At 64.1% G+C, this 23,953-nt stretch carries 12 protein-coding genes; 11 read left to right on the top strand and 1 reads right to left on the bottom strand.

Going from position 1 to position 23,953, the window contains the following annotated elements:
• Positions 1-355: 355 nt before the first annotated feature.
• The 3 genes from ACWIGU_RS02975 (at position 356) to ACWIGU_RS02985 (ending at position 4,656) form a co-directional block, all read left to right on the top strand.
• Entirely contained in the window at positions 356-907 is a 552-nt protein-coding gene (locus tag ACWIGU_RS02975) for a hypothetical protein (RefSeq protein ID WP_454396745.1), read from the top strand.
• A complete protein-coding gene (locus ACWIGU_RS02980) occupies positions 894-2,432 on the top strand; it encodes a terminase large subunit domain-containing protein (protein ID WP_454396747.1) in 1,539 nt (512 codons plus the stop codon). The genes ACWIGU_RS02975 and ACWIGU_RS02980 overlap by 14 nt, the downstream gene beginning before the upstream one ends.
• Positions 2,433-2,943: 511 nt before the next feature.
• On the top strand, positions 2,944-4,656 hold the full coding sequence (locus ACWIGU_RS02985) for a hypothetical protein (RefSeq protein ID WP_454396749.1): 1,713 nt from the start codon (positions 2,944-2,946) through the stop codon (positions 4,654-4,656).
• Between the two features lie 624 nt (positions 4,657-5,280).
• Here the strand turns inward: ACWIGU_RS02985 and ACWIGU_RS02990 are convergent.
• Entirely contained in the window at positions 5,281-5,814 is a 534-nt protein-coding gene (locus ACWIGU_RS02990) for a VUT family protein (protein ID WP_454396750.1), read from the bottom strand.
• A gap of 543 nt (positions 5,815-6,357) precedes the next feature.
• On the opposite strand from ACWIGU_RS02990, the gene dpdE reads away from it, so the two are divergent.
• From dpdE to dpdD, 8 genes are read left to right on the top strand one after another with little or no spacing between them, the layout of a single operon-like run.
• On the top strand, positions 6,358-9,639 hold the full coding sequence (gene dpdE / locus ACWIGU_RS02995) for a protein DpdE (protein ID WP_454397261.1): 3,282 nt from the start codon (positions 6,358-6,360) through the stop codon (positions 9,637-9,639).
• Complete coding sequence (dpdF, locus tag ACWIGU_RS03000) at positions 9,632-12,235, top strand: protein DpdF (protein ID WP_454396752.1); 2,604 nt, start codon at positions 9,632-9,634, stop codon at positions 12,233-12,235. The genes dpdE and dpdF overlap by 8 nt, the downstream gene beginning before the upstream one ends.
• On the top strand, positions 12,235-13,146 hold the full coding sequence (gene dpdG, locus ACWIGU_RS03005; RefSeq protein ID WP_454396754.1) for a protein DpdG: 912 nt from the start codon (positions 12,235-12,237) through the stop codon (positions 13,144-13,146). Before dpdF ends, dpdG begins: the two co-directional genes overlap by 1 nt.
• Complete coding sequence (dpdH, locus tag ACWIGU_RS03010) at positions 13,139-16,210, top strand: protein DpdH (RefSeq protein WP_454396756.1); 3,072 nt, start codon at positions 13,139-13,141, stop codon at positions 16,208-16,210. Before dpdG ends, dpdH begins: the two co-directional genes overlap by 8 nt.
• Positions 16,207-16,896 (top strand): hypothetical protein, encoded by a 690-nt coding sequence (locus ACWIGU_RS03015; RefSeq protein WP_454396758.1) that lies wholly within the window; start codon positions 16,207-16,209, stop codon positions 16,894-16,896. The genes dpdH and ACWIGU_RS03015 overlap by 4 nt, the downstream gene beginning before the upstream one ends.
• The gene (dpdJ, locus tag ACWIGU_RS03020) at positions 16,893-21,395 is read left to right on the top strand and encodes a protein DpdJ (RefSeq protein WP_454396760.1); all 4,503 of its coding nucleotides are present in this window, start codon (positions 16,893-16,895) and stop codon (positions 21,393-21,395) included. The genes ACWIGU_RS03015 and dpdJ overlap by 4 nt, the downstream gene beginning before the upstream one ends.
• A complete protein-coding gene (dpdK, locus tag ACWIGU_RS03025; RefSeq protein ID WP_454396762.1) occupies positions 21,392-21,913 on the top strand; it encodes a phospholipase D-like domain-containing protein DpdK in 522 nt (173 codons plus the stop codon). The genes dpdJ and dpdK overlap by 4 nt, the downstream gene beginning before the upstream one ends.
• Entirely contained in the window at positions 21,910-23,940 is a 2,031-nt protein-coding gene (gene dpdD, locus ACWIGU_RS03030; RefSeq protein ID WP_454396764.1) for a protein DpdD, read from the top strand. The genes dpdK and dpdD overlap by 4 nt, the downstream gene beginning before the upstream one ends.
• Positions 23,941-23,953 lie beyond the last annotated feature (13 nt).

Genomic DNA, 23,953 nt, shown 5'->3' on the forward strand with positions numbered 1-23,953 from the left:
GAACCGATGTGTAATCGGACGGGCACGAGCCAACGGCATGCATCTGGGTCGACGCCGCGTGGAGGTGGGCGACCATTCGTACATGGCACGCGCACCAAGACGGTGTCGTCGTACTCCAGGTGCACCTGACCGGTGGCGCTCCAGGTGGTAAGCGCACCTACGGGTGGGGGCCTGGCGTACTTCGGCCCATCCTGGGCATCGCGCGACTGGCTTCCGTCGCTAATCGAAGTGGAGACCCGGCGCCGCTGATGGCCAGGGCAGGCGCGATTGTGGTCTTGTGAACCGGCAGGCCAGCGCGGTTCGCAGCTGAGTCAGGGATCATGGACAGTAGGCGCGGGGCCCAGGGAGTTGTTTCATGGGCCGCCCCAACCGCGCCACCCGGGCTGCCATCACCCAGCGCCGTGCCGACGCGATTGATCTGAAGCTCGCCGGCGTCGACTGGCTGACCATTGGCCGGAAGCTGGCCGCCGATCCGGCTGTCAACACGGATGGTTTCGCGTATCCGCAGGGGTACGGCATCGACAAGTACAAGCGCGGCCAGGAACCTCCCACCGACAAGCGGCTGATCGAACTCGCCTGCAAGGACGTCTCCAAGGCACTCGTCGAGCGCACCACCGCCCTGGACACCAATGCCGATGAGCTGCGGCAACTCATGGTGGAGCGACTCGAGCGACTCTTCTTCGGCGTCTATCGTGCCGCGATCCGCAACGGCGACTACCAGGCCGTCGACCGAGCCGTGCGGATCATCGAGCGCAGCAGCCGTCTCCTCGGCCTGGATCGGCCCGCCCGCACAGAGCTGTCCGGCCCGGACGGGGCTGCCGTCCAGGTGGAAACCGCGGGCCTGCAGGAGTTGGAGCGGCTGATCAACCTTGCCAGCGACGATGCGGGCGAGGGTGGCCAGGGCTGACGAGGCCGCGGTCCTTCAGCTCTATCGGTCGCTTCCCGCGCAGCGCCGCCGTGAGATAGCCGCAGCCTCCACCCCCGAACTGCGCGCCCAACTCGCATGCATTGAGCGCGATCTGGCGATGGACCGATCGCCCGGTGCTATGGCATCGGTTCTGACTGACGGCCGGGAGATGCAGGCTCCGCACCTGGCGAAGATCGACGCAGCGTTCGAGCAGGTCGCTGCGGGTAAGCCCACGAAGCTGTTGCTGACGATGCCGCCGCGGCACGGCAAGAGCCGCCGGGCTGCCCGCTGGGCTCCGCTCTGGTATCTCCGGCGCCGTCCGGAGCATCGGGTGATGATCGCCTCGTACTCATCGGATCTTGCTGATGATCACGGCCGGTGGATCAGGGATGCAATCCTCAACTACGGACCGCAGATCGGCATCAGCCTCCGAGCTGGCTCCTCCGCAGCAAACCGCTTCGATCTGGCCGGCACCGAGGGCGGCGCGGTCATGGCTGGTGTCGGTGGAGGGCTCACCGGCAAGGGCGCACACCTGGCCGTTGTAGACGATCCGATCAAGGACGCCGCTGAAGCGTCCTCCCCGACGATGCGCAAGCGGCTGTGGGAGTGGTGGCAGGCCGTTCTGTTGACCCGCATCGAGCCTGGCGGCTCGGTCATCTTGATCCAAACTCGCTGGGATGAGGATGACCTCGCCGGCCGGGTCCTGGCAGACGAGGGCGACCGGTGGACGGTCATCGACCTGCCAGCCCTGGCCCTGTCCGAGGATGACGCGCTCGGCCGCCCGGTCGGTTCGGCTCTGTGGCCCGAGCGGTACGACACCGACGCTCTCGCCGAGATCCGCCGCTCCGTCGGCGAGCGTGTCTGGTGGAGCCTCTACATGCAGCAGCCACGACCGCAGGACGGCGGCGTCTGGCAGTGGCCCTGGATCACCAATAACCGCGTCAGTGCGGCTCAGTTCCGCGGCATCGACCTCACTCGGATCGTCGTCGCCGTCGACCCTGCTGGTGGCGAGTCCGCCGTCGGTGACGAGACTGGCATCGTCGCCGCGGCCCGCGACCGTGACGGACACCTCTACGTCCTGGACGATCGCTCCGGCAACCGCGGCGCCGACGCGTGGGGTCGTGAGACCTGCCTGCTCGCCATCGAACTCCGCGCCGACGCCATCGTCATCGAGTCCAACTACGGCGGGGACATGAGCCGCCAGATCCTCAACCAGGCCTGGCAGGAACTCGTGCGTGAGAAGCGCACCGAGAACATGCTCCTGCCCGCCGTGCTGTCCGTGACCGCCAAGCACGGCAAACGACTGCGCGCGGAACCGATCGCCCAGCTCTACGAGCAGGACCGCGTCCACCATGTCGGTGAGTGGCCGAAGCTGGAACAGCAGATGGTGACCTGGGTCGCCGGGATGGACTCCCCAGACCGTATGGATGCCGCAGTCCACGCCCTGACACAGCTCGCCGACCCGGCCGAGAGCGGGATGATCGCCTCGGCCTACCAAGATGGGCGCCTGTCTGGACGTCGATGAGATGTGGGGAGGCCTTGGACGGCACCAGGCCCTATTCCCGCTACAACACCAGGCACGCAGGGACCGCCCGACACGGTGTCTCGCGAAAATCTCTCCTCCCTCGGACCGTTTCTACTGTTCAGCAGCCCAATACTCCGGACAGAACAACTAGTTCGTAAGCATTTGCCACCTCAAGAGGCATTTGTCGGTATCCGGGCAGTGCCCAGCAGCCGATGGTTCAGGGGCCTCGCACAGGCGTTGGGCACCATGAACTTGCTGCTGCCAGACGTCACGCCGCTCGTGATGCCCCTGGGGACGAAGCAGGAACGCCGACTTCCCCAGGGGCATCACGGTGCGCGCACCTCATTCCACATGCCCGTCCCGTGATCTAGGACCGGGACTACACGACGGGCTGGGCCGCCTCTGGCTCACCTACGCTGAAGGTGGCGCGGGGCCGACGTTACGGACCTGCCCCGTGGGCCTACGCAACTTCCTCACCGACGCTTGGTCGTGGCTGAACTACAAACCCGTCATGGCTGGCACGCACGACGGGCGCCCCCATCGTGCTCTCGCCCCTGAACTCCAAGCCAACTGGCTTCCCGAAGACGCGGTACGTCGCTTGGCCGCGTACAAGCTCCTGGGGGCCTACGACTCGAATCAGGCCGGCGAACTCGCCGCCCTGACGGGGAACGAATCAGCAGCAGAGCGACGTGAGTTCGGCGAACCTTCGGTCTTCGTCGACACCGCGCTGGCTCACATGCTCGGCAAGAACCAGCAGATCATCGTGCCCGGCGCCGAGCACGCCAGCGACGACGATCCTTCACCTGAAGCAATCGCGGCGGCAGAGGTCCAGCAACGTCTACGGGACTGGGCAGAAGCGGAGTTGCTTCCGCTGCGGATGCAGGCCGCGGAGCGCAAGGCGGTGCTACTCGGTGACGGCATCTACCTGCTGGCATGGGACCCGTCGAAGAACCGTGTGCGCTTGAAGACGTACGACCCGGGCTTCTACTTTCCCGTCCTTGAGGACGACGCCGACCCCGGCGACTTTCCGAACAGAGTGCACCTTGCCTGGGAGACGCCCGAGGACCCGAAGCAGGGCATCAAGGCCAAGCTGCGCAGAATCACCTACGAGTTGGGGCCGATCGCTCCGCCCACTCACAGCCTCACCGCGCGAGAAGGATTGGTTCAGCGGGAGCTTGCAGAGGACAAAACGGCAGGCCTGCTATTCGCCCCTGGCGATACGCACGTAAAGAAGACCGGGGCCATCGAGCGCATCTACCCCTGGGCGCCGGACAGGCTGTCGGCCATCACCTGCTATCTGACGGATGCCGAATGGCTGTTGGAGGATCTGCGCCACGGGCAAGCCCTCGATGATCTGCCGCTGGACAAGGCCACGTTCTGTACGCGAACCGACGGCGAGGTCCTCAACAAGCTGGACCTGCAGATCGACTTCTTGCCGGTGATCCACATCAGCAACAGCATCGCTGACGGTGAGCACTTCGGTCAGTCTTCGCTGGCCAAGGTCATGCAGGTTCTCGATGAACTCGCGGAGACGGACACAGACTCCGCGAAGGCCTCCGCAACAACCGGAGCGCCGATCATCGGCCTGGCCGGCGCACGGGCGGAGGTCGACCGTGTCACCGGACGGCCCAGGCCCCTGGCCATCCAGCCCGGCACCGTGTTCCAGCTCGCCGATGGCGGCCGCATGGACGTGCTGGACACATCAGGGCAGCTCGCTGAACTGCGGGCCCGCACGGAAGAAGTCCGGGACCGGGCGGCGATCAACGCCCGACTGCCTGCGGTGAGCTTGGGCACCGTGGATCCGTCTGATGTTCCAAGCGGCTACGCCCTGCAACTCTCCTTGGGGCCCTTGGACTCCCTCGTCGACTCGATGCGCCTGGCGCGTGCCCACAAGTACGTACTGCTCCTCAAACTGGTCCAGCGCCTCCATCAAGCTGGGCGGGCAGAGGGCTGGCCGGTGGGCGGAACCCTGGCTGCGCGGCTGGTCTTTGGCCCGCACACGCCGACCGACAGGACTGCCATCCTGGACGAGGTGGTCAAGGGCGTGACGGCCAATGTGCTTTCACTGGAGACCGGGGTTCGGATGCTTCAAGACGCCGGGTATCCGATTGAGGATGCGCGGGAAGAGGTTCGTCGCATCCAGGCTCGTGCGGCACCGCCCAAGGCGAAGCCGCGGGCAGCGCCACAAGAGTCGGAGGTCGGTAGCGGTGAGCAGGAGGTTTGACCTGACGTCGGTCAGTGCTGCCCGGACAGGGCGTAATGCTTTTCCACCTTCACCGACTGGATCTCCACCGTGAAGTCCTCGCCGGTGGGGCTGTCGATGTGCGTCTCCTGCTCGGCGCCGGACTGGTCTGCGTTTGAGCCGTGGGCGCCCAGATCCCGCTTCTGCTGCGTGATCTCGTACTGGGCCGGGGCCTTCCGGCTGCACTCCGGTCACGGCCACAGCGTGCGGATTCACGTCCTTGCCGCCGCGCATCACCTTGACCGTGATCGTGTAGTCCTTGGCATCGTCGGAGTCGTTGTACGCCGTCACCGAGATGTGGGGCGTGTAGGTGCGGTCACCGGAGTTCGGGATGTTCGACGACGCCTTGTCGACGGATTGGTAGGCGATCTCGATGCGGCCGCCGTCGACGGGGATCGTCGTCTGCTCGGCATCGGTGAGGACACGACCCCAGGTGCTGGTGGACTCCTTCGGGGACACCATCCACCAGCCACCCGAGGCCAGTGCGGCGGCACACACCGCGCCGACGCTGACGATCAGTTTCTTGTTCTGCAGCTTGCCCACGGTCCCCCCATGATCTTTTAGTCAAAGGGTAACGAACCGTGCACAGTTGTCGATCTTGCTGCCCTATGTGCGAGACAGGGCTTCTTCGGTGGCGTGCTTCCGACGGCGCAGCAGGGCGAGGACCGCGACGGCGCCAAGAGTCATCCAAGCCTTTCCGAGGATCTGCCCGGGCAGGTAGCCGAAGGAGCCGAAGGCCATCTTCAAGAAGATCAAGCTGTCGGCGAGAAGGCCTACCGCGTTCGAGACGAGCATGGCGACAAGGAGCCCTCGCGTGCGGAGCGGCTCGTAGACGGCGAAGTCCATGGTCTCGGCGACGGCGAAGGCCGCGGCCGAGGCGAAGGCCAGGGCCGGGTCGGCGAGGAAGTAGGAGACGACGGTGCCGATGACTATCGCCGCGAGGATTGCCTTGCGGCCCGCGGCCTCGCGGGCGAGGTCACGGAGGACGAGGGCCAGGCCCACCATGTAGACGCCGGCCGGTGCGGCGCAGCCGAAGCCGACCGGCACAGCTCCGACATGAGTGACAAGCAGGTTGGCGGCGGGGATGGTGGCGATGTAAGCGACGAGCGTGGCTATGCCAGCTGGAGCGGGGACGTTCACGATCTTCTTTCTGTCTCGGTGTGGCAGGACCCTGCCCAGACCTGCGTTGAGCGGAACGAAGGCGGGAGGGCGCCCAGACAGTACAGCGCACAGCACTGACAACAGCGGGTCGTCCGAGCCTCAAGACCCTGGCGCGAAGAGTGCCCCACGCTCACGGCTGATCGAGAAGATCCGGGTCAGCGCCTGCCCCGACTCCGCCCCAGACTTGGGCGGGCGCTCCGGGGATCTCCCCAGATCAGGTACACGCGCGAGATGAAGGCGGGAGGCGTTCACGCTGAGCACGATCGCCGAGTTCGGCCGCGAGACGCATGGTTGGTTTCGGCCATCGTCACGCATCGGCGCATGGCCGCCGTGGACTTCAGTGATCCGCTTTCAGTGAAATTGGACAGTTATGCCAGGTCCGGAGCGAGGGTCCAGTCAGGTATCCCCAGCCATTATCGAATGCGCTTGCGAATGCATGTGAAGCATCTTTGACGCTGTTGTCAGTGCCTCGGTTTAGGCTCATCAGCGTTGGCATACGAGCAGGTGGGGGCGAGAAGAAGGATGTCTTCAGGCTTCGCAGTCGGACACCTCGTCGAGTTCACGGGGGCTCCGGGCATCGGCCGGGTTGGGGCTGTCAACGGCGACATGCTGCGCATCGACTTCTTCGAATCCATAGCGGAGGAGGTCGTACACGCCCAGCATGTGCCGGCCAAGAGTTGCTGGCGTGCCCGGCTCGACCCCGAGACACGGGTCTACTGGCGCCAACCGAGCACCGGAGACTGGCTCGCCGGCCGAGTCACGGGAGAGCGCCTCCCTGAATATTTCATCCAGGTTCCCAACGAGAAGTGGAACGAGCTGGCGAGTGAGCGCGACCTCAGGGTGCGTTGGGACCGCCCCGTCCACAACCCCCGTCAAGTCCTCACGAGCGGCGGCAACGAGTCCGGGTACTTTCGTGATGCTCGGCTGCCCTTCCTGCGCGATCTCGTAGCCCAACGAGCTGCCTGCGCGAACATGGCGGCGCTGCTTTCCTCGGCTGCCGAGATCTTCCCGCACCAGGTCCGTGCGGCAATGACGGTGCTCTCCGATCCGGTACAGCGATATCTCCTCGCCGATGAGGTCGGCCTGGGAAAGACCATCGAGGCCGGCTTCATCATCCGTCAGGCCCTTCTCGATGATCCGCAGGCGCAGGTCACCGTCGTCACCCCCGAACCGCTTCGGCGCCAGTGGGACAAGGAACTCCGCACCAAGTTCTTCATCGACGACTTTCCTTCAGCGCGGATCGTGATCACTTCGCACGGAACGCCGGAGAAGTGGTCCGCCTACCACGACAGTGCCCTCGTCGTCGTGGACGAGGCTCATGCGCTGGTCCAGGACAGCGGTGAAAACCTCACTCCCTACCGCGAACTGGCCGCCTTGGCACATGCTGCCCCGAAGCTTCTACTGCTGTCCGCGACTCCTGTGACCTCTCGCTACACCACTCACCTCGGGCTGCTCCATCTGCTCGACCCCAACCTCTACCGTTGGGACGATCGCGAAGGCTTCGAGCACCGCTACGCCCTGCGCGCCGAATTGGCAGACAGCGTCTACGCCCTGGACGCCACCTTCACCTTCCTGCTGAGGTCAACGCTCGACGACATCCGGCAACTCCTCCCCCATGACCCCGGATTCGAGAACCTTGCGGGTCGGGTCGCCGAGTGCCTCACCGAGGACGATGACCTCTGCGACGGAGTACAACCCGCAGATCTTTCCCTTCGTGTAGAGGAGTTGCGAGGGCACATCAGTGAGACGTACCGCCTGCATCGCCGGGTGATCCGGCACCGGCGCGACCAAGTGGTGCTTCCAGACGACGAAGACGAAGAGAGCGAGCCCTACGCCGTCCGCGGCCGGGAACGCCCGCAAGTTCTCAGCCTGCCCCCCAACTTCGACGCCGTCGAAACCGCCCTCGCGGAGTGGCGCACCGGCGTATCGGACCACTTGCTCGATACCGGCCTCGAAGGCGAGATCACCGCCTACGGACGCATCCTCAGCGTCCTTGTCTCCCGAGCAGGCGGGCCCTTCGATGACTTCGCCGATACTTTGCGCTGGCGCGTAGACGGAGACGCTCAAGCGGCACAACGTGCCGGTCTCAGTCCACAGGAACAAGCCCTGCTCGCCACCCCCGTCCTCATCCCTGCAGAGGGGCAGGCACTCCTCGAACTTGAGAGGCAACTCAACGAGACAGAAGGACACCAGCGGGTGAAGGCGACGGTCAACGCCCTCATCCCGACCTTGAATCGCGGTGGGCGGATCGTCGTCTTCTGTGGTCCCGGGGCACTGGCGCACCAACTCGCAGCGCGCCTAGGAGGCTTGTCCCGGAGCGCGCAGGTTACGGAACACACCCGGCGGATCGGCGCCAAGGGTTCCGAGGACGCGGTCGCAAAATGGCGCACAGCGGCAGGCACGTCGGTCCTCGTCGTCGACGATACCGCCGAAGACGGTCTGAACCTTCAGGTCGCAGATGCCGTCGTCCATGTGCGTCTGCCGTGGAACCCAAACCAGCTTGAGCAACGGATCGGACGCGTAGACCGTTATCGCAACACCGAATCCGTCAGTCAGTCCGATGCCGCTAGCCAGTACGTGCTCATCGCAAGCACCGAGCACGAAGCCCTCGGCACAGCGTGGCTGGACCTGCTGCTCGACGGTTACAACATCTTCTCGAAATCGGCGTCGACACTGCAGGACGCTATCGCGGAAGGCCTCGACGCAGTCTGGACCGACGCGCTGCGGGACGGCCCTGCAGAGCTCGCATCTGCGCAGCAGCGCGTGAAGGATCAGCTTCTCGAAGCTCGCCGGCAGATCGAGAAGATGGACATGCTCGAGGCCATCTACCTTGACGCCGATGGCCGGGACAACACGACCAAGGCTCTCAGAGACCTGGAAGTGAAGTGGAAGGACATCCAGTGCGCTGCCTTCCAGTACACGAGCGAGGGATCTGGCGGCATCAACATTCGACGCTCCGATCACATCGTCGGCGAAACCGTCTTCGACCTCGTAGAGTCCCGGCCGCATGTGCCACCGCGCCTGTACCTGGCACAGACTGCCGCGCTGACGCCGGCCGTGACGCGGGGGACATTCAACCGGTCAAAAGCTCTGCGCTCCCCAGGCACCCGGGTGTTCCGCATCGGCAACCCCTTCATCGACATGCTCTCCTCGCTGAGCGCCATCGACGAACGTGGCCAGGCAACTGCCTTCCAGCGCATTGACTCCAGCCACACGGGGGATCCAGAACCCTACTTCGGCTTCGATTTCCTTGTTGAGGCCGATATTTCGGCAGCAGCAGAGACGATGACCAACCCGGAAGAGGTAAGCCGGGCGTTGCAGCGACAGGCTGACCTTCTGCTTCCACCGTTCACTCGCAGAGTGTGGGTGCGGGCAGGAAGCACCGAGGCGCTGACCCTCGCCACGGCGCTCGAGTGGCTCAACAGCCCTTACGACAACCGGAAGTGCCGGAACTTCAACAACCAGCGGGTTCGTGAGCTCGTCGGCATCTTCGGCGGCTGGTCGGAGTTCCAGCACTCTGCTGAAACCGCCGAGAAGGTCGCACGCAACGAACTCTTCCGCGTCACCGACCTGGCGGCGCTCTGCGCCGAAGCCCAGGAGCGGGCTCGCCGGCGACTTGCCGTGACCCGGGCCCAGGCAGCGGCACGCAGGGCTGCCGGACGACTCTTGCGCGACACCGAGAGCCAACTGGCCGACGTGAACACCGCCAGCCTGCTCATCGACGGACTCACGCAGCCGAACGTACGGCTCATGTCCGCTACATGCGTTGTCCGCGGGGGAAACGGAGCCCAGCGTCATGCGTGACAGTTGGACCGGGGCTCAAGAGCTCTTTGAAACCTGGCCGTTGGTTCCCCCGACGTCCGAGGACACGGAGTACCGCGGAACTCTGCGACGGCTCAAGGACACCCTCGAAGGGCTGATGGAACGCCGGTCTTCATGGCGTGACGTGGCAGCACTGACACGGCAAATCCTTCTTGAAGCCCAAGCCCACGGAAACAACTCTGGCCTCGAAGTCCCGCTCGGCGCACCGCTGCCCACACGGCTGCAGTGGGAACAACTCCACTGCCACGCCCTCCCAGCTGGTCGTCGCATCCTGGTCACAGCCCTGCCATGGCACCCCGACGTATCAGACCAGAAGGCCACCGAGGCCGCCGAGCACGACTTCCAGCAGATTCACCTCGGAGAGAGCCTCCATCAACATCTTGCATTGGAGCCCTGCCCAGCCGACCCCTTCTGGACCCAGGCCCTCGGCGAGGACTACGCCGAGTACAAATCGATCGGCCAGCGCCAAGCAGCACGTGCCGTAGCACTCGCAGAACCAGGCAGCACGGTGATCGCCTGCCTGCCGACCGGCCACGGAAAGACTGCACTCGTGCAGGCTCCCGCACTCCTCTCAAGCAAGCGCAGCGGCGTGACCCTGGTCGTCGTGCCAACAGTTGTGCTCGCCCTGGACATGGAACGCCGCGCCCAAGAGCTGCTGAGCTCCCGCGGCCGGCAAAGCCCTACTGGCCGATACGCCTACATCGGCAACCTAGATGAGAACCTCAAGCAGCAGTTGCGCGAGGACATCCGGTCGGGCAGCCAGCGGCTGATCTTTACGAATCCTGAATCACTCGTGTCCGGCCTCAAGTCCGCCCTCGAAGACGCTGCCGAGGCAGGCCACCTGCAGTACTTCGTCGTCGACGAAGCGCATCTGGTCGAACAGTGGGGCGAGGGCTTCCGACCTGAGTTCCAAACCATGTCCGTCCACCGTCGTACCTGGTTGAGCACCGCCCCTGCAGGACGTGCACCCGTCACCGTCTGCATGAGCGCGACACTGACCGAACAGCAAGTGACCACGCTCGAGAAGCTCTTCGCCGGAGCCAAGCCCGCTGAGATCGTTTGGGGCGCCCAGCTGCGCCACGAGCCCACCTACTACATCGACAACTTCGCGAGAGAAGAGGAACGCACGACGGCAGTCCTTCGTGCCGTCGACCGGCTGCCGAAGCCACTGGCTCTGTACGTGACAGAGCGGAAAGACGCCCGGGCATGGGCTGACCGCCTCCGCACCGCTGGCTACAGGCGAGTCGCCGATGTCGCAGGCTATTCAAGCCCCGACGAGCGTCGACAGGCCGTAGAAGGATGGGGTGGTCGTTCCGCTCTGGGGCCCATCCCTACCCAGTACGACATCGTCGTAGGAACCTCAGCCTTCGGCCTGGGTGTTGACCTCCCCGACGTCCGCAGCGTGGTGCACGCATGCCTGCCGGAAACCGTCGACCGCTACTACCAAGAGGTAGGACGGACCGGCCGGGACGGATGCCCGTCCGTGGCCTACCTGGCATCGGCCCCTCGAGACCTGCCCGTCGCCGAGGGCATCAACCGGCAGGCGATCATTAGGGCCGACACTGCCTGGTCAAGATGGCGGTGGATGTGGGACGTCCGGGATAAGACCTATGCGCGTCCGCGGCACTACCTCGTCAACCTCGACTCGATCCCGGACAACGTCCATGACATCTCCGAAGCCAACCGGGACTGGAACATTCGCACCCTGAACCTCATGCTGCGCGCAGGGCTCATCGAACTCCATGTCCCTGAACCACCTCAGCGGAGCGAAGGCGAACCGCGTGTCGTCTTCCAGGAACGTCTCACCCAGTTCTACGAGTTGGCGTCCACACATGTCGACGTCTCCATCGCGGACACTCAGACCAACGACGAAGGACACTTCCAGGGTCGCTTCGAGACTGAGCGCCGGCGCTCGATCACTGCTCAGAGGACCGCACTTACTGATCTCCGGACCTTGCTGCGCGGCGATCGGTGCACCGGCGAGGTACTCAGCACCTACTACCGGGTGCAACGAGGCGCAGCCCCGCTGCTGTCGGGTATCAACTGCCGAGGCTGCCCTAGCTGCAGATCGACAGGTCTTCCTACAGACAACGGCTTTTACAGACTGGCGGGAGACCCTCATCCGCTAGTTCCTTCCCCCCCGAGGGCCAATCGCGACCCCCTCGGAACCTTGCGTGGCACCGCTTCATGCCTCAGCTTGTGGTGGGGGACCGACGCCGAGCGCCAGGTTAATGTGCCCCGGCTTCTGGAAATGTTGGCCCTTCGCGGTATGAACGTGATCGGCGGGCCAGGGATCACCTCCCGCCAAGCCGAGACCCTCCAGGAGGATGTGGCGCCCCGCCCGATCATCCGTGACACCGACGCAGACCTGCTGCGCTTCTACGACGGCCCCATCGTGTGGGTTCTGGACGATGATCCGTCGTCCGTCGACAGCGTGCTCAGGTCACGACTTGGTTCACCAGACGTGACGTACCTGATCCACCCACGGGGCATGCCACATCCAGAGCGGACCGACCTCCCCTTCACCGCTCTTCATCCTCAAAACTTCCCCGTCCGGAATGCGTTGGAGTCGTTCTGATGGCCCTGATCAACGTGGACGCTTCGCGCCCTGACCCCATGTGGGCAGTCATCCGTCTACTGGCCCACTCGAAGAAGCCTGTATCGCTCAACAGCGCACGCGCCCTATTGAGCCCGCCCACGCTAGCTTCCCGAGAGAAGGACGATGCGTCGGAGATGTTCAGCAAGGCCATCAAGACGCTGCGAGAACTCGGGTTGCTTCACGTTCACGACTCCACCAGTGAACTGAAGCTTGTCGGACCCGCCGCACCTCTCGACGGCCGCGACTGGGATGCCTTCTCCGCTGCTCTACGCGCCGCCGTGCTCGCACCTGAACGCAACAGCGGTTTGGGAGACAACGACGAGCAGAAGGAATCCCGCGACCTCACTCGGGCCCTGGCCTGGTTTCTCGCCCTGGATCCTATGGAGGCTCCAGTGGCTTGGGAGCAAGCGCAGAAGCTCAGGCAGAACGCTTTGAAGCCGGAGGCCGGCCCTGCCATCGTCAACGCTGAGCGTTGGCGGCCGTTCGGAGACTGGGCTCCCGCGTTGGGGCTCGCTGCCCGCCCCCTCCTCTCTGGGGAAGGCAGTAGTCCGCTGACTCCGGACTGCACCGCCGCCGTCAGGTATGTCGCTCAGAGCCTGTGGGAGCCTGGCCAGCAGATTAACGCCGTAGCAGCCGTCCGAAGCATCCGTGAGCACTTGCCAGTGCTGCCGGGCGGCAAATACTCGCGAGCTCTTCAACTCGACAACCCGGGCGACCGTGTGGCCGGGGCTGCCCTCTCCTTTGCACTGCTGCGTGGTAGCGACGAGAAATGGCTGCGTCTGGAACTCGACTCCGATGCCCCTCTAGTGCTGCAGGTAGCCGACCCAGAGCAACCTTCGAGCCCGCGCTATGTAAGCGACATCACGATGCAGGAGGTCCCCAGTGCCTGACTTCCGTGGACAGGTCTGTTGGGACCCCGCGACTGCTGCGAACACCATCGGCGTCGAGGCCATCTCTCCTTCTCCTGCCGTCTTCCGGGCCACGCACGCTCCTTTGCGGATCCAGCGAGCGCGACTCGATGGCCGCCAACTTGTGCGCGAGGGGGAGCCGGTCGATGAACGGGCGGTCCTTGATGACTTCCTGAATCATGAGTCCAACACCGGCGCGCTGCTCATGCCCATCGTGGGCGAGTCTGGTTCTGGAAAGTCGCACCTCGTCCGGTGGGTGCGCGAGCATCTTGATCTTGTCGACGATCAGCCTGAGTCTCGTGAGGTCATCTACCTCGAGAAGCACAGGACGAGCCTGAAGGCAGTAGTGCAAAGCCTGATCGCCCAGGCTGACAGCGATGAGCTGAAGCAGTTGAAGGCGGAGATCGACAAGTTCACCGCTGACATCGACGCATCAGTGCTCGCTCGGCGCCTCATCCATTCTCTCAACGAGACCCTTGTAGCCGAGACAGGGCGCGGGGTCTCGGGGCCGGCGCGGCAGCTCTTCGGCCCTCAGGGGCTCGGGGCACTCCTTGACGATCCGCACGTCAGTGAATTCATGCTCAGGCCGGAGAAGTTTGTTCCTCAACTGGCCACCTACCTCCTGCGGGACCGTACCAAGGGGGAAGGGGACCGCCCTCCGAAGTTCACCGTTCATGATCTTCCGCTGGACATCACCGGCGTCAGCAAGGCATCTGCCCTAGCCAAGAAGTGGGTTCAGGTTCTCAGTTCCAAGGCCGAACTTCAGGAGATCGCAATCGATCTCCTGAACGAGCACTTGGAGACTGCGATTAACCGGAGTTTCAACCTGGGCATGGGGCGCCTGCTAGAAGCTATGACCCTTGTCCGAGAGGAGTACCACCGACAGGGCAAGGAGATCATTCTCCTCATCGAGGACTTTGCCCTCATCCAGGGCGTTCAGAAGGACCTGCTCGACGCCATCGTCGAAGCGGCCCGCCGAGAAGGCTCCACCCGCCTGGCCCCCATCCGCACCCTCATGGCGGTAACCACCGGCTACTTCCGTGACTTGCCGGAAACAGCCCTCACACGCGTACGCGCGAATCTTGGCTACGCCTACGACCTGGATGTGCCCTTCAGCGAGGAAGACACCGGCGAAGAGGCCATCGCCGCATTCGTCGGCCGGTACCTCAACGCCGCACGTGTCGGCAAGGATCGACTGGAGCAAACAGGCGATGCAGAGCCGACGAACGCATGCGACGAGTGCCCTCTGCAGGCACGCTGCCACGATGCATTCGGGGCATCCGCGGACGGCTACGGGCTGTACCCCTTCAACAGGTCGGCCCTGACCCGCGCGGTCCACTCGACTGCTTCGAAGGACGAGCCATGGGCGTTCGTTCCTCGAACCGTTCTGGGAAGCGTGGTACGGCCGGTCCTCATCCAGCACGCAAGCTCGCTGCGGAAAGGAGAGTTCCCGGACTCTTCCTTCTCCGAGGGATTCCCCACTGCTGAGATCGATCAGCCCCTCAGCACAGCCGTGCAACAACTCGTCGAACGCAGCGATCCTGTTGCCGCCGACCGGCGCAAGCGGGTACTTGAGTTCTGGGAAGATGCCGCAGCTCAAGGCATTGAAATCGACCCCACGGTGCTGGAGGCGTTCGCCCTCAGCCCCATGACGGCCGAGTCTCCGGTCCTCCCTGAGCAGCCGCGACGTGCTGCAGAGCCCTCCCGGCAATCCAGCACCCCGTCGAGCACCGCCAAGACGGAGGACAAGACCTATCCACCCTCGGTGCAGCGGAGCCTTCAGAACATCGAGGAATGGGTAACCCGCGGCGACGACCTCAAGCAGGATCATGCTCGGACGATCCGCACAGTCGTTGCCACCGCGGTGGCCCAGCGGTACCGGTGGAATACACCGCTCATGCAGGCGCAAGCCAGCGTGAAAGACAAGGGTTGGCCGAACAATGCCACCGTCGTCAGCATCGAAGGCTCCGCGGTCGCAGGCATCAGCGGTGCTGACAGCGCCCCCATCCAGTTCAAACGGAGCGCGACGAACAGTAGATTCTTCCAAAGCCTGATCCGTGCGCAGTACGGGCTGGATCAGGTCCGTGGGGAAGACGTCCGGAGGCTGGCCACCGTCGCCGAAGAGCACTCCCGTGCGTTGGCAACCAGAGTTCAGCGCAACTTGGAGGTCACAGACGACGACCTCGTATTCGGCCTGCGCGCATCCCTTCTGGGAGCGGTTCTTGCAGGCCGCGCCTGGCCCGGCATGAGCATCGAGGATTTGCTGGCAGCCGCAGTGGACGACGGCGAGAGCTGGAAGGGCGCCGGCACTATGTCGAGGCCTGAGCGGTGGACCGTCGCACTCAACCAGCACCTCGCTGCGCGCAGCGCCCTGGTTAAGCGCATCCGCACCGGGGTCGGCATCTCACAGGGCACCAGAGGAGCCGTGGGCATGATCGATGCTGCCCGGGCAGTCCCTCTGCTGGAACAGGCAGCCGCCAACTGGTCATGGGAAACACCAGTAAGCACCGTCCCGGAATGGATCAAACCTGCAGTCAAACCGTTCGTGTCATGGCCCGCCCTGATCGATGGACAGATCACGATGCTCAACGAGCTGCTCCGAGACATCCGACTGCGGCAACCGCGCAGCACCCCGGGGAAGAACACCCTCGCCAGCATCAAGTCCGCCGTTGACCGAGCCAGAGAGGTCAGCCTGTCGCTGTCAACTCAGCGAGCACGCGATCTTGATTCGCTCCTTGAACAGGCAAGCGCCGTGGAGTGGTCCACGATCTCCGCGCTGGAGGATGAACTGGGGCGTTGCCACGACGACGACCGCCCAGAGGCGACCCTACTCACTGCACGCATCCGCACAGCAGCACAGGACCGCGGATCCTCCATCGAGGTCGTTCGCAACCTGCTGTATGTGGCTGATGAGTGGCTCGATGAAGCCCTGAAGGGTGCTGAGATGCGGGCAAGTTCTTCGGCCGCTAAGAGCGCAGCCGATGGCGTACAAGAACTCGTTGCCAAATGGCGCTCTCTGGTAGCCGAAGGGGCTGATGACCAGTGACCCAGATGTCCGTGTACGAGAAGGCAAAGCTGCTAGAAGATCACGCCTCCCGCATCGCGGACGGCGAAGAGTCCCAGCGTCAAGCCACCCGGGTATCAACTCGGTTGATGGAGCTTCGATCCCAGCTCAACCAACTGCGCTCCCAGTTGGCCGTCACTCAAGCTCTGCAGGCCCGTGGCGCGGGCCTCGACATCGACCTGTCCGGCATCGACGACGGGAGAGCGGGCTTTGAGCGGAGCTTGGGGCCTAGCGGCCTGCCCTCCAATCAGGTGTTCAACACGGCGAAGAAGAAGGCACAGGTAGTTGCTGATCGCCTTGGGGAAGCGAATCAAGCCGCTTGGTCCACGTGGACGGGACAGCTACTCGAGGAACTACCCGTAGCGCGGATCTCGATGCTTCTCGATCCAGGGGCCGAGAAGCAGGCATCCACCCGTCATGCCGAACTTGAGCGCGTGGCAAGGGGCAAGGCATCCAAGGAAGCCATCACCACCTTTGCCGTCACGCATGCCGGCTTGGCTGAACTACTCCAGGGCGCTCAAGACCCGCCTCAGGCACTAGCCGTTCTGCTGGATCGACTGCGCGAGCAGTCCGGTCTCACGCTACGCGACGTCACCGACGAAGAGATCGCGCTCATCCGTGAATACGGGATGGATGCCCACATCAGCCTGAAGAGGAAGGGCTCGTGAACCAGCGCAGCATGGACCAGGACTTTACCAATGAACTCCTCAACCGCCTCGAAGACCTTGAGCTGCCGCTGCTCTCGTGGGGCGTGACGGAGGGCTCGCTCTCTGAAGACGACGTCGTCGAATGTATCGAGTCTGTTCTCCATGAACACCCGAAAGCTCCGGAGAACGTCTCACCTCATGACGTACTCCACGAGATGCGCGGCCTCGCCCTGATCTGGAAGGTGCCCTGGCCGAATGACGGACCGGCACGCTATCGCACCCGATTCGCCGAGTCGCTCCGACTCACAGCCGGACTTCGCCAGCTCTTCCGTCCTCGGGGCGACTGGGCAGGAGAAGCACCGAGTGGATGGTGGCGTCAAGGAAGGCGCCTTGTTGCCGACTACCGGCTGCACACGCGCTATCGGCGCTACCCCAAGCGTGACATCTCTGCCTCAGAGGCGCTCAAGCAGTTGGGGACTTCGCCTAGTTGGGGAGGCCTCCAGAACCGTGTAGCAAAGGCCTATCTGGGTGGAAAGAGCTTGGCAGGCTTCCAGTTGGAAGCGACCCAGGCCGTCTATAAATCACTTGCCCACCAAGACAAGTCCAGCGGAATCATTGTCGGGGCTGGCACCGGTAGCGGCAAGACACTCTCGTTCTACCTGCCTGCGTTCGCCGCAATGGCGGCACACGCTCCGGGCAGCGTCCACACTTTGGCGCTGTACCCGCGTACTGAGTTGTTGCGCGACCAGCTTAAAGACGCGGTCACCGAGGCGAGCAAGGTTGAACAGGCGCTTGCGCAACAGGGGAGGCGCTACCTTCGCATCGGTGCTCTCTACGGAAGCACTCCGAACGACTCCACCGATCCGCGGAGGCTAGCTGCGGGCAGGGGATCGGGTCGTTGGAAGCGGTTCCAAGACGGATTCATCTGCCCATTCCTTCCGTGCCCCAACGACAGGTGCGAAAACGGGGAGTTGGTGTGGTCTGATGAGGACCGCGCCGCCGGCAACGAGCGTCTCGTCTGCTGGCGCTGCCGGTATGAGCTGCCGGACGGGCGGCTCGCCCTCACTCGTAAGTCCCTGCGGAGCAACCCACCCGATCTGTTGTTCACGACGACCGAAATGTTGAACAACTGCAGCGCAGACAGCTTCCTCGAGGGCCTGCTGGGCTGGAGAGGCGGGCAGGTTCCTTCGCTGATGCTCCTGGACGAGGTTCACACCTACTCTGGTGTGCATGGTGCCCAAGTCGCCTACCTACTTCGCAGGTGGCGTGAGGCAGCCCGCAAACCTGTCACGTTCGTTGGCCTGAGTGCGACGCTCCGCGACGCCAAAGAGTTCTTCGCCCAACTCGTCGGCCTTCGCGACAGCGACATCGACTCCATCGCTCCGTCCGAGGACAGCTTGGTGGAGGAGGGCCGCGAGTACGCACTGGCCCTGCGCGGTGATCCGGTGGCAGGGGCCAGTCTGCTGTCGACGTCTATCCAGACCGCGATGCTCTTCGGCCGAGTACTCGATCCAAGTGACGAGACCTTTCTGTACGGATCCACCGGCTTCCTGTTCACCGACGACCTGGACGTCACCAACCGCTTCTACAAGTACCTCCGCGACGCGGAAGGCGACCAGGACCACTTCGGTCGCATGAGCCGACATGGTGACGTACTTGCTGGGCTCCGCTCACGCGCGCGGCCTGAGCCTGAGGCCCGGTACAATGAGGGCCAGTCATGGGACCTCGTAGAGAAGATTGGGAACGAACTCGCTCCCGATCTGCGCATGCACCACTTGGTCATTGGTCGCACGTCTTCCCAGGACGCCGGCGTTAACCACAATGCCAGGCTGACAATCGCCACCGCCTCTCTGGAAGTGGGGTTCAACGACCCCCGAGTTGGTTTCGTGCTTCAGCACAAGGCACCTCGCAATGCCGCCTCCTTCATCCAGCGCCGCGGACGTGCTGGTCGAGCCCGGGGGACGCGGCCAGTGACCGTCGTGACCCTCTCTGACTACGGTCGTGATCGCCTCGCTTACCAGGGCTACGAGACGCTCTTCGCGCCAGAGGTCGCGGCGATCAAACTGCCTCTGCGGAACCGGTACGTTCTCAAGATCCAAGGGGCCCAGGCCCTTCTTGACTGGGCGGGGCGCCGACTGCGCAGCAAGGGGTTCCGGAATGCCGACCCGCGCAGGCTCCTGAAAGCACCGGCAGCGGGAGCTGTGAATCCCCGCTATGAGGCTGAGCACCAGGCCCTCATCCAGGTTTTCGATGAGTTGCTGAACGACGACCGTGTCCAGGACCAGTTCGCAAAGCACCTTGCTAGGGCGCTGCAACTCCCTGCCGACGAAGCGCAGGCCGTGTTGTGGGAACAGCCACGGTCGCTGCTACTAGCCGTGGCACCCACCGCACTACGACGGCTCAACTCCGGTTGGAAGCCACTGGTGACTGACGCCGGTGCCGTGAACGGCGCCATGCTGCCCGAGTACATCACTCGAGCTCTATTTGAGCCCTTGAATCTCCCAGAGGTCGATCTAGAGCTCCCATTTGATGACGGAGATGGAGCCGTCGAGCCGATGCCGATCGGGAGAGCCCTGACGGAGGCGGTACCCGGCCGAGTCAGCCGACGCTTCGGGTACTTGAGCGATGACCATCGCACATGGCTCCCTCTCCCTTCCGAAGGCAGCAACGTTCTGAATCTCACGCAGTTCGTCAGGGACGGCATGCCCGAAGGCCCTTGGCAGCCCCATGAGCACGGCGGGGCAGAATTCGAGGTCGTCAGGCCAAAGCGGATGGGGCTGGTCGAGCCAGATAGCGACATCATCGACCAGTCACAGGGCGTCCCTGTGTGGGGCACCCAGGTTGTTACCCTTGACGATGTTCCGTTCGACGAAGGGATGGTGCCGAAGCCGTCCCCGTGGCAGCGCCGGATCGACGCCGTCAGCTTCGCGACACACGCAGCCGGCAACCCCGTCGAGGTGCGGCGCATGACGATCGGTGCCGAGTGCACGGTCCGCCGTGAACGTCAGGACAGCGAGAACCAGTCCGTCCGCTACGAACTCCGTGGTAAGCCCGCCGCCCTCGGTTTCCGCCTCGGCGTCGATGCCGCCTGTTTCAAGTTGCGCCCCTTGGACGTTGAGGACCCGGCAGTCAAGCGGTACCTGGCCTCGCCGCAATGGCGAGCTCTTGCGTTTTCACACGCAGTCCAAGAAGATCCAGAACTGGCCGATATCTCGAACTTCTTCCAGCAGGAGCGACTCGCTCAGATCTACCTGACGGCCTTCGCGTTGGCCGGTCTTGCTGCCGAGCGCACGAACGCGGAGATCCGCACAGTCCTCTCGACTGGTGGCTGGAGCAGGGACCTGGCAAGAATCTTCCAGGTGCTCTATCGCGATGCCGATTTGTCTGAACAGCACATGGACAACGACCGTCTTGTTGCAGAGCTGAGCACACTGGTCACCCGCGACACGGTCATCGCGGCTCTCAACCGAGCGGCCAGCCGCCTCGTTATCGAGGACGTGTCCGCCGAGTCGGCTGACTTGGCGCGGCGGGCGTACCGAGACACCATGGCCGCTGGGATCCGCGCTGCCGCCCAGCGGGCTTGCCCGAATGCGCAGGACGGCGATCTCATCGTCGATGTACTGCCAGCCGACGAGCCGGACGGGCTGACGACCATCTGGCTCAGCGAGACCTCCGTCGGGGGCCTCGGCGTGATCGAGCAGTTGATCGACTACTACTCGGCGGATCCTCGACGGTTCTGGGGCCTTGTGACGAGCAGTCTCGCGCCCAGTGAATTCGAGTATGTGGATGCCACTTTGACGCGTCTCCTCGAGCACGTCACTGGGGATCCGGGTGGCGCCGCTGCACGTGCTATGGCAACGCTTCGCGCTAACGTGCCGGCACAGCAAGCCCAAGACGCACTCGGTGATCTACGTGAGGCATGGGCCCGATTGGATGGGCCTCCTCGGCATGCGGCAGTTGCGGCCTTGTCCACGCGCTTGCTGCGTCCGGGCTCTGGGACCGACATCGATGCCGCGGCTCTCGCTCTCGTAAGAGCCTGGGCTGCACTCGAAGAGCGTCTGGGGATTGAAGTCGACGCACGCGTCGTGGCCTACGCCGTGGGATCGAACCAACTCGTTTTGTCCGGAGTCCGTGCGCTCAGTGCCGACCAGGTCTTCAGCCTCCTGTGGCCGCGAGGTCACCAGGCTCGTACCCAGGACTTGAAGCACTACCAACCGTACGCCGAAGCCCCCGTACTGGAACGGCTCCTGGTCCAGGCCGCCCACGATGACCGGCTGCCCGAGGTCGATGTGACGCAGCCTGCATGGATCGAGTCGTACGGCAAGCATCTCGCAGAGACCTCCGCTGTCGATCTGATTTGTCCCGCCGGCAAGGAGCAGGCAATGGCGCAGGCCTTGAAGCAGATTCCTGTCACCCACATCGACCGGGACGTACTGCGTATCTACGGAGAGGTTTGCGGAATCCTCCGTCAGCAGAACGAACTCCGGGTCCGCATCGAGTTGCGGGAGGCCTCGCAGTGAAGTCCCAGGAACGCACGATCCGCACCGGGCTGCACACCACTGTGCGCGTCGACACCATGCTGACCTCGGCTCTGATCGCGGAGTTCATTGCTCCTAGCGATCACTTGTGGCTGGTGTCACCGTGGATCACCGATGTCCAGGTCCTCGACAACAGCCACGGCGCCTACGATGCACTGTTCGGCGATGTCCCACCGCAGAGTTGCCGCCTATCCGATGCCATCGCCCGCATCGCACACGGTGGCGCGAAGATCCACGTCGTTACACGTCGTGACGCACACAATGACGACTTCCTGCGCCGTCTCACCAAGGCGGCCGCGCCCGAGCGCGTCCACGTGGCGCAGGATCCGAACATCCACGAGAAGACGCTGTGCGGTAACGACTGGATGCTCAGCGGATCGATGAACTTCACGATTCGTGGCATGGCGAAGAACGACGAGAGAGTGACCTACACGGCAGGTAGCGACGCCGCTGCCCAGGCACGTCTGGACCTGGCCGAGCGGTGGGGAGATGCTGCATGACACAGCCCAAGCACTGGACGCCGGAGCGCATCCAGACCTTCCTCAGAGCGTTCTTTGGAACAGGCAACGATGCCTGGCCCGACATGCGACCGGACTACGCTCACAAGGACCGCACGGAGCCATTCGTCAAGGTTCTGCTGAACGGCGGCGACGCACCTATCGTCCTGCCGCGGTGGGATGCCGACAGCCAACAGTTCGCCATGTACGCCATCGCACGTGACCAGGCTGACGTGACAAAGACAGCTGAGTTGATCGAAGCCTTCGCGGGGCCGACGTACATCTATTGCGACATGGAGCGTGGCGGGCTGCGCCCAGCCCCCCTCAACCCGGATGACCCGGTAGAACACGCCATCTTGGATTTCGCCGGCGAGCGGGTGACCTTCAGGCTGACAACCGCACAGCCCGCGCGTTACCGACAGAGCCTCACCGATGCATTGCTCTTGATGCAGAAGACCTACACAAACCGCCCGCCTCGCCTGTGGCGTGCGGTCAAACCCATCGGACGACTCATCGCGGAGTTCGATGCTGCTCTCGCGGCGGGCGGTGAAGCAGCCTCCCAAGACCTACTGGAGCAGTTGGCAGCGGCCGGTGGACTCACCGCTACAAACCTGGCGCACCTCAGGCTCAAGCGCCTGGATCGCCTCGGTGTGAGCAACAAGGTTCTCGCATTCCCAAACCTGCCGGACATCGTGCACCAGGACCCACCCGCTGCCGTGAAGGCCGCCATTCTCAACGCTGTCTACACGGTGGCCCTCGAAGAGCCCCTCGCTACGCGAGACCTCGACGCGGCTAAAGAGGGTCTCATCGCCCACGGCCGGGTGGTCCCTGAACTGCTGGGCGGCGACCCCCGGTCGTATGGGCCGCAGGCGATGACCGTCGTCTTGCTCGCGGCCGTGATTCTCGACGATGTGACCGTTGTGCGCCGGGCGTTGGCGGCCGTTGAGGAACTGGAGCAGGCGCCCCAGATCGCGGCACTCGTTCTGAGTGAGGCCGAGCGTCTGGCGGCTAAGCCGGTTCCTGATGCGGTGGACGAGGCGTCCTCGAATGCATCCCCTGGCGTTGATGCAAGCGTGCCCATCGAGTCTTGGCCAGAGTTGTTCTCTGCGCTTGCTGAGGGAAGTCCTGCAGGCAAGCAGGCCGTGGAAGACGAGGCGTGGGCGTTGTGGCCCTCCCCGGTGCAGAGCGATGACGTTCTGGCTGAGTTCTTGGACGGGTTGAGCGATGGCGCGGCGGATGAACTGTGGCGTGCTGTCGGTTCGTTCCTCGATGCCGTGGGTTACGACGAGCCGGCGCCGAAGAGCGCGCATGCCTTCATCCGTAATGCCGTGGCCTTCGGCCGCTACGGCCCGGGGGATCTGGCGGTGCTGCAAGCTCTGATGGACATCGCTCTTCGGGCCTCGCCCGCCGCTGACACCTACGGAGAGATCCTCAAGGACGTGAGCTCGGAGTGCAGTCGGTGGATCGCTCCCGAACGAGCCTCGGCCGCCTTGGACTTCGTTGACCGCCTATTTCTTGCCGCGTGTCCTGACGTAGACGCCCGTGAGAGATTGTGTGTCGATCTTCTCGCGCCGTTGTCCGTTCACCGGCACCGTCTTGCGGCAGCTGATCTGGCTTTCGCACAGCGGCTCACCCATGAACTTGGCCTGGCGGGCCTCGATTGGGCTGTCCCCTCTGAGGAGGACGTTCAAGATGACCCCCTCGTGTCGATGCCACCTTCGACCCTGCTCCTGTACTCCCTGGACGAGGCGGTACTCACCAGGTGCCGGGAGGAGTTGCAGAAGATCGCTCCTGCCGTGAAGGTCGCCACCGCCTATGACCACGTTGGCACGCCGCAGTTGCGAGAGAAGGCGCGCAGGGCGGATGTGGTCGTTCTAGCGACGCGTTGCGCCAAGCACGCCGCCACTGGCTTCATCACTCAGCACGCTGGCAATGACGTGCCGATCGAGTACGCGAATGGCAGCGGCTCAGCGTCTCTCCTCCGCGCAGCCGAGCGAGGCCTACGGCGCACGATCGCCGAGAGCGTCTGACGCACTGGTGGTC

Source organism: Streptomyces sp. NPDC055400 (genome assembly GCF_053644375.1).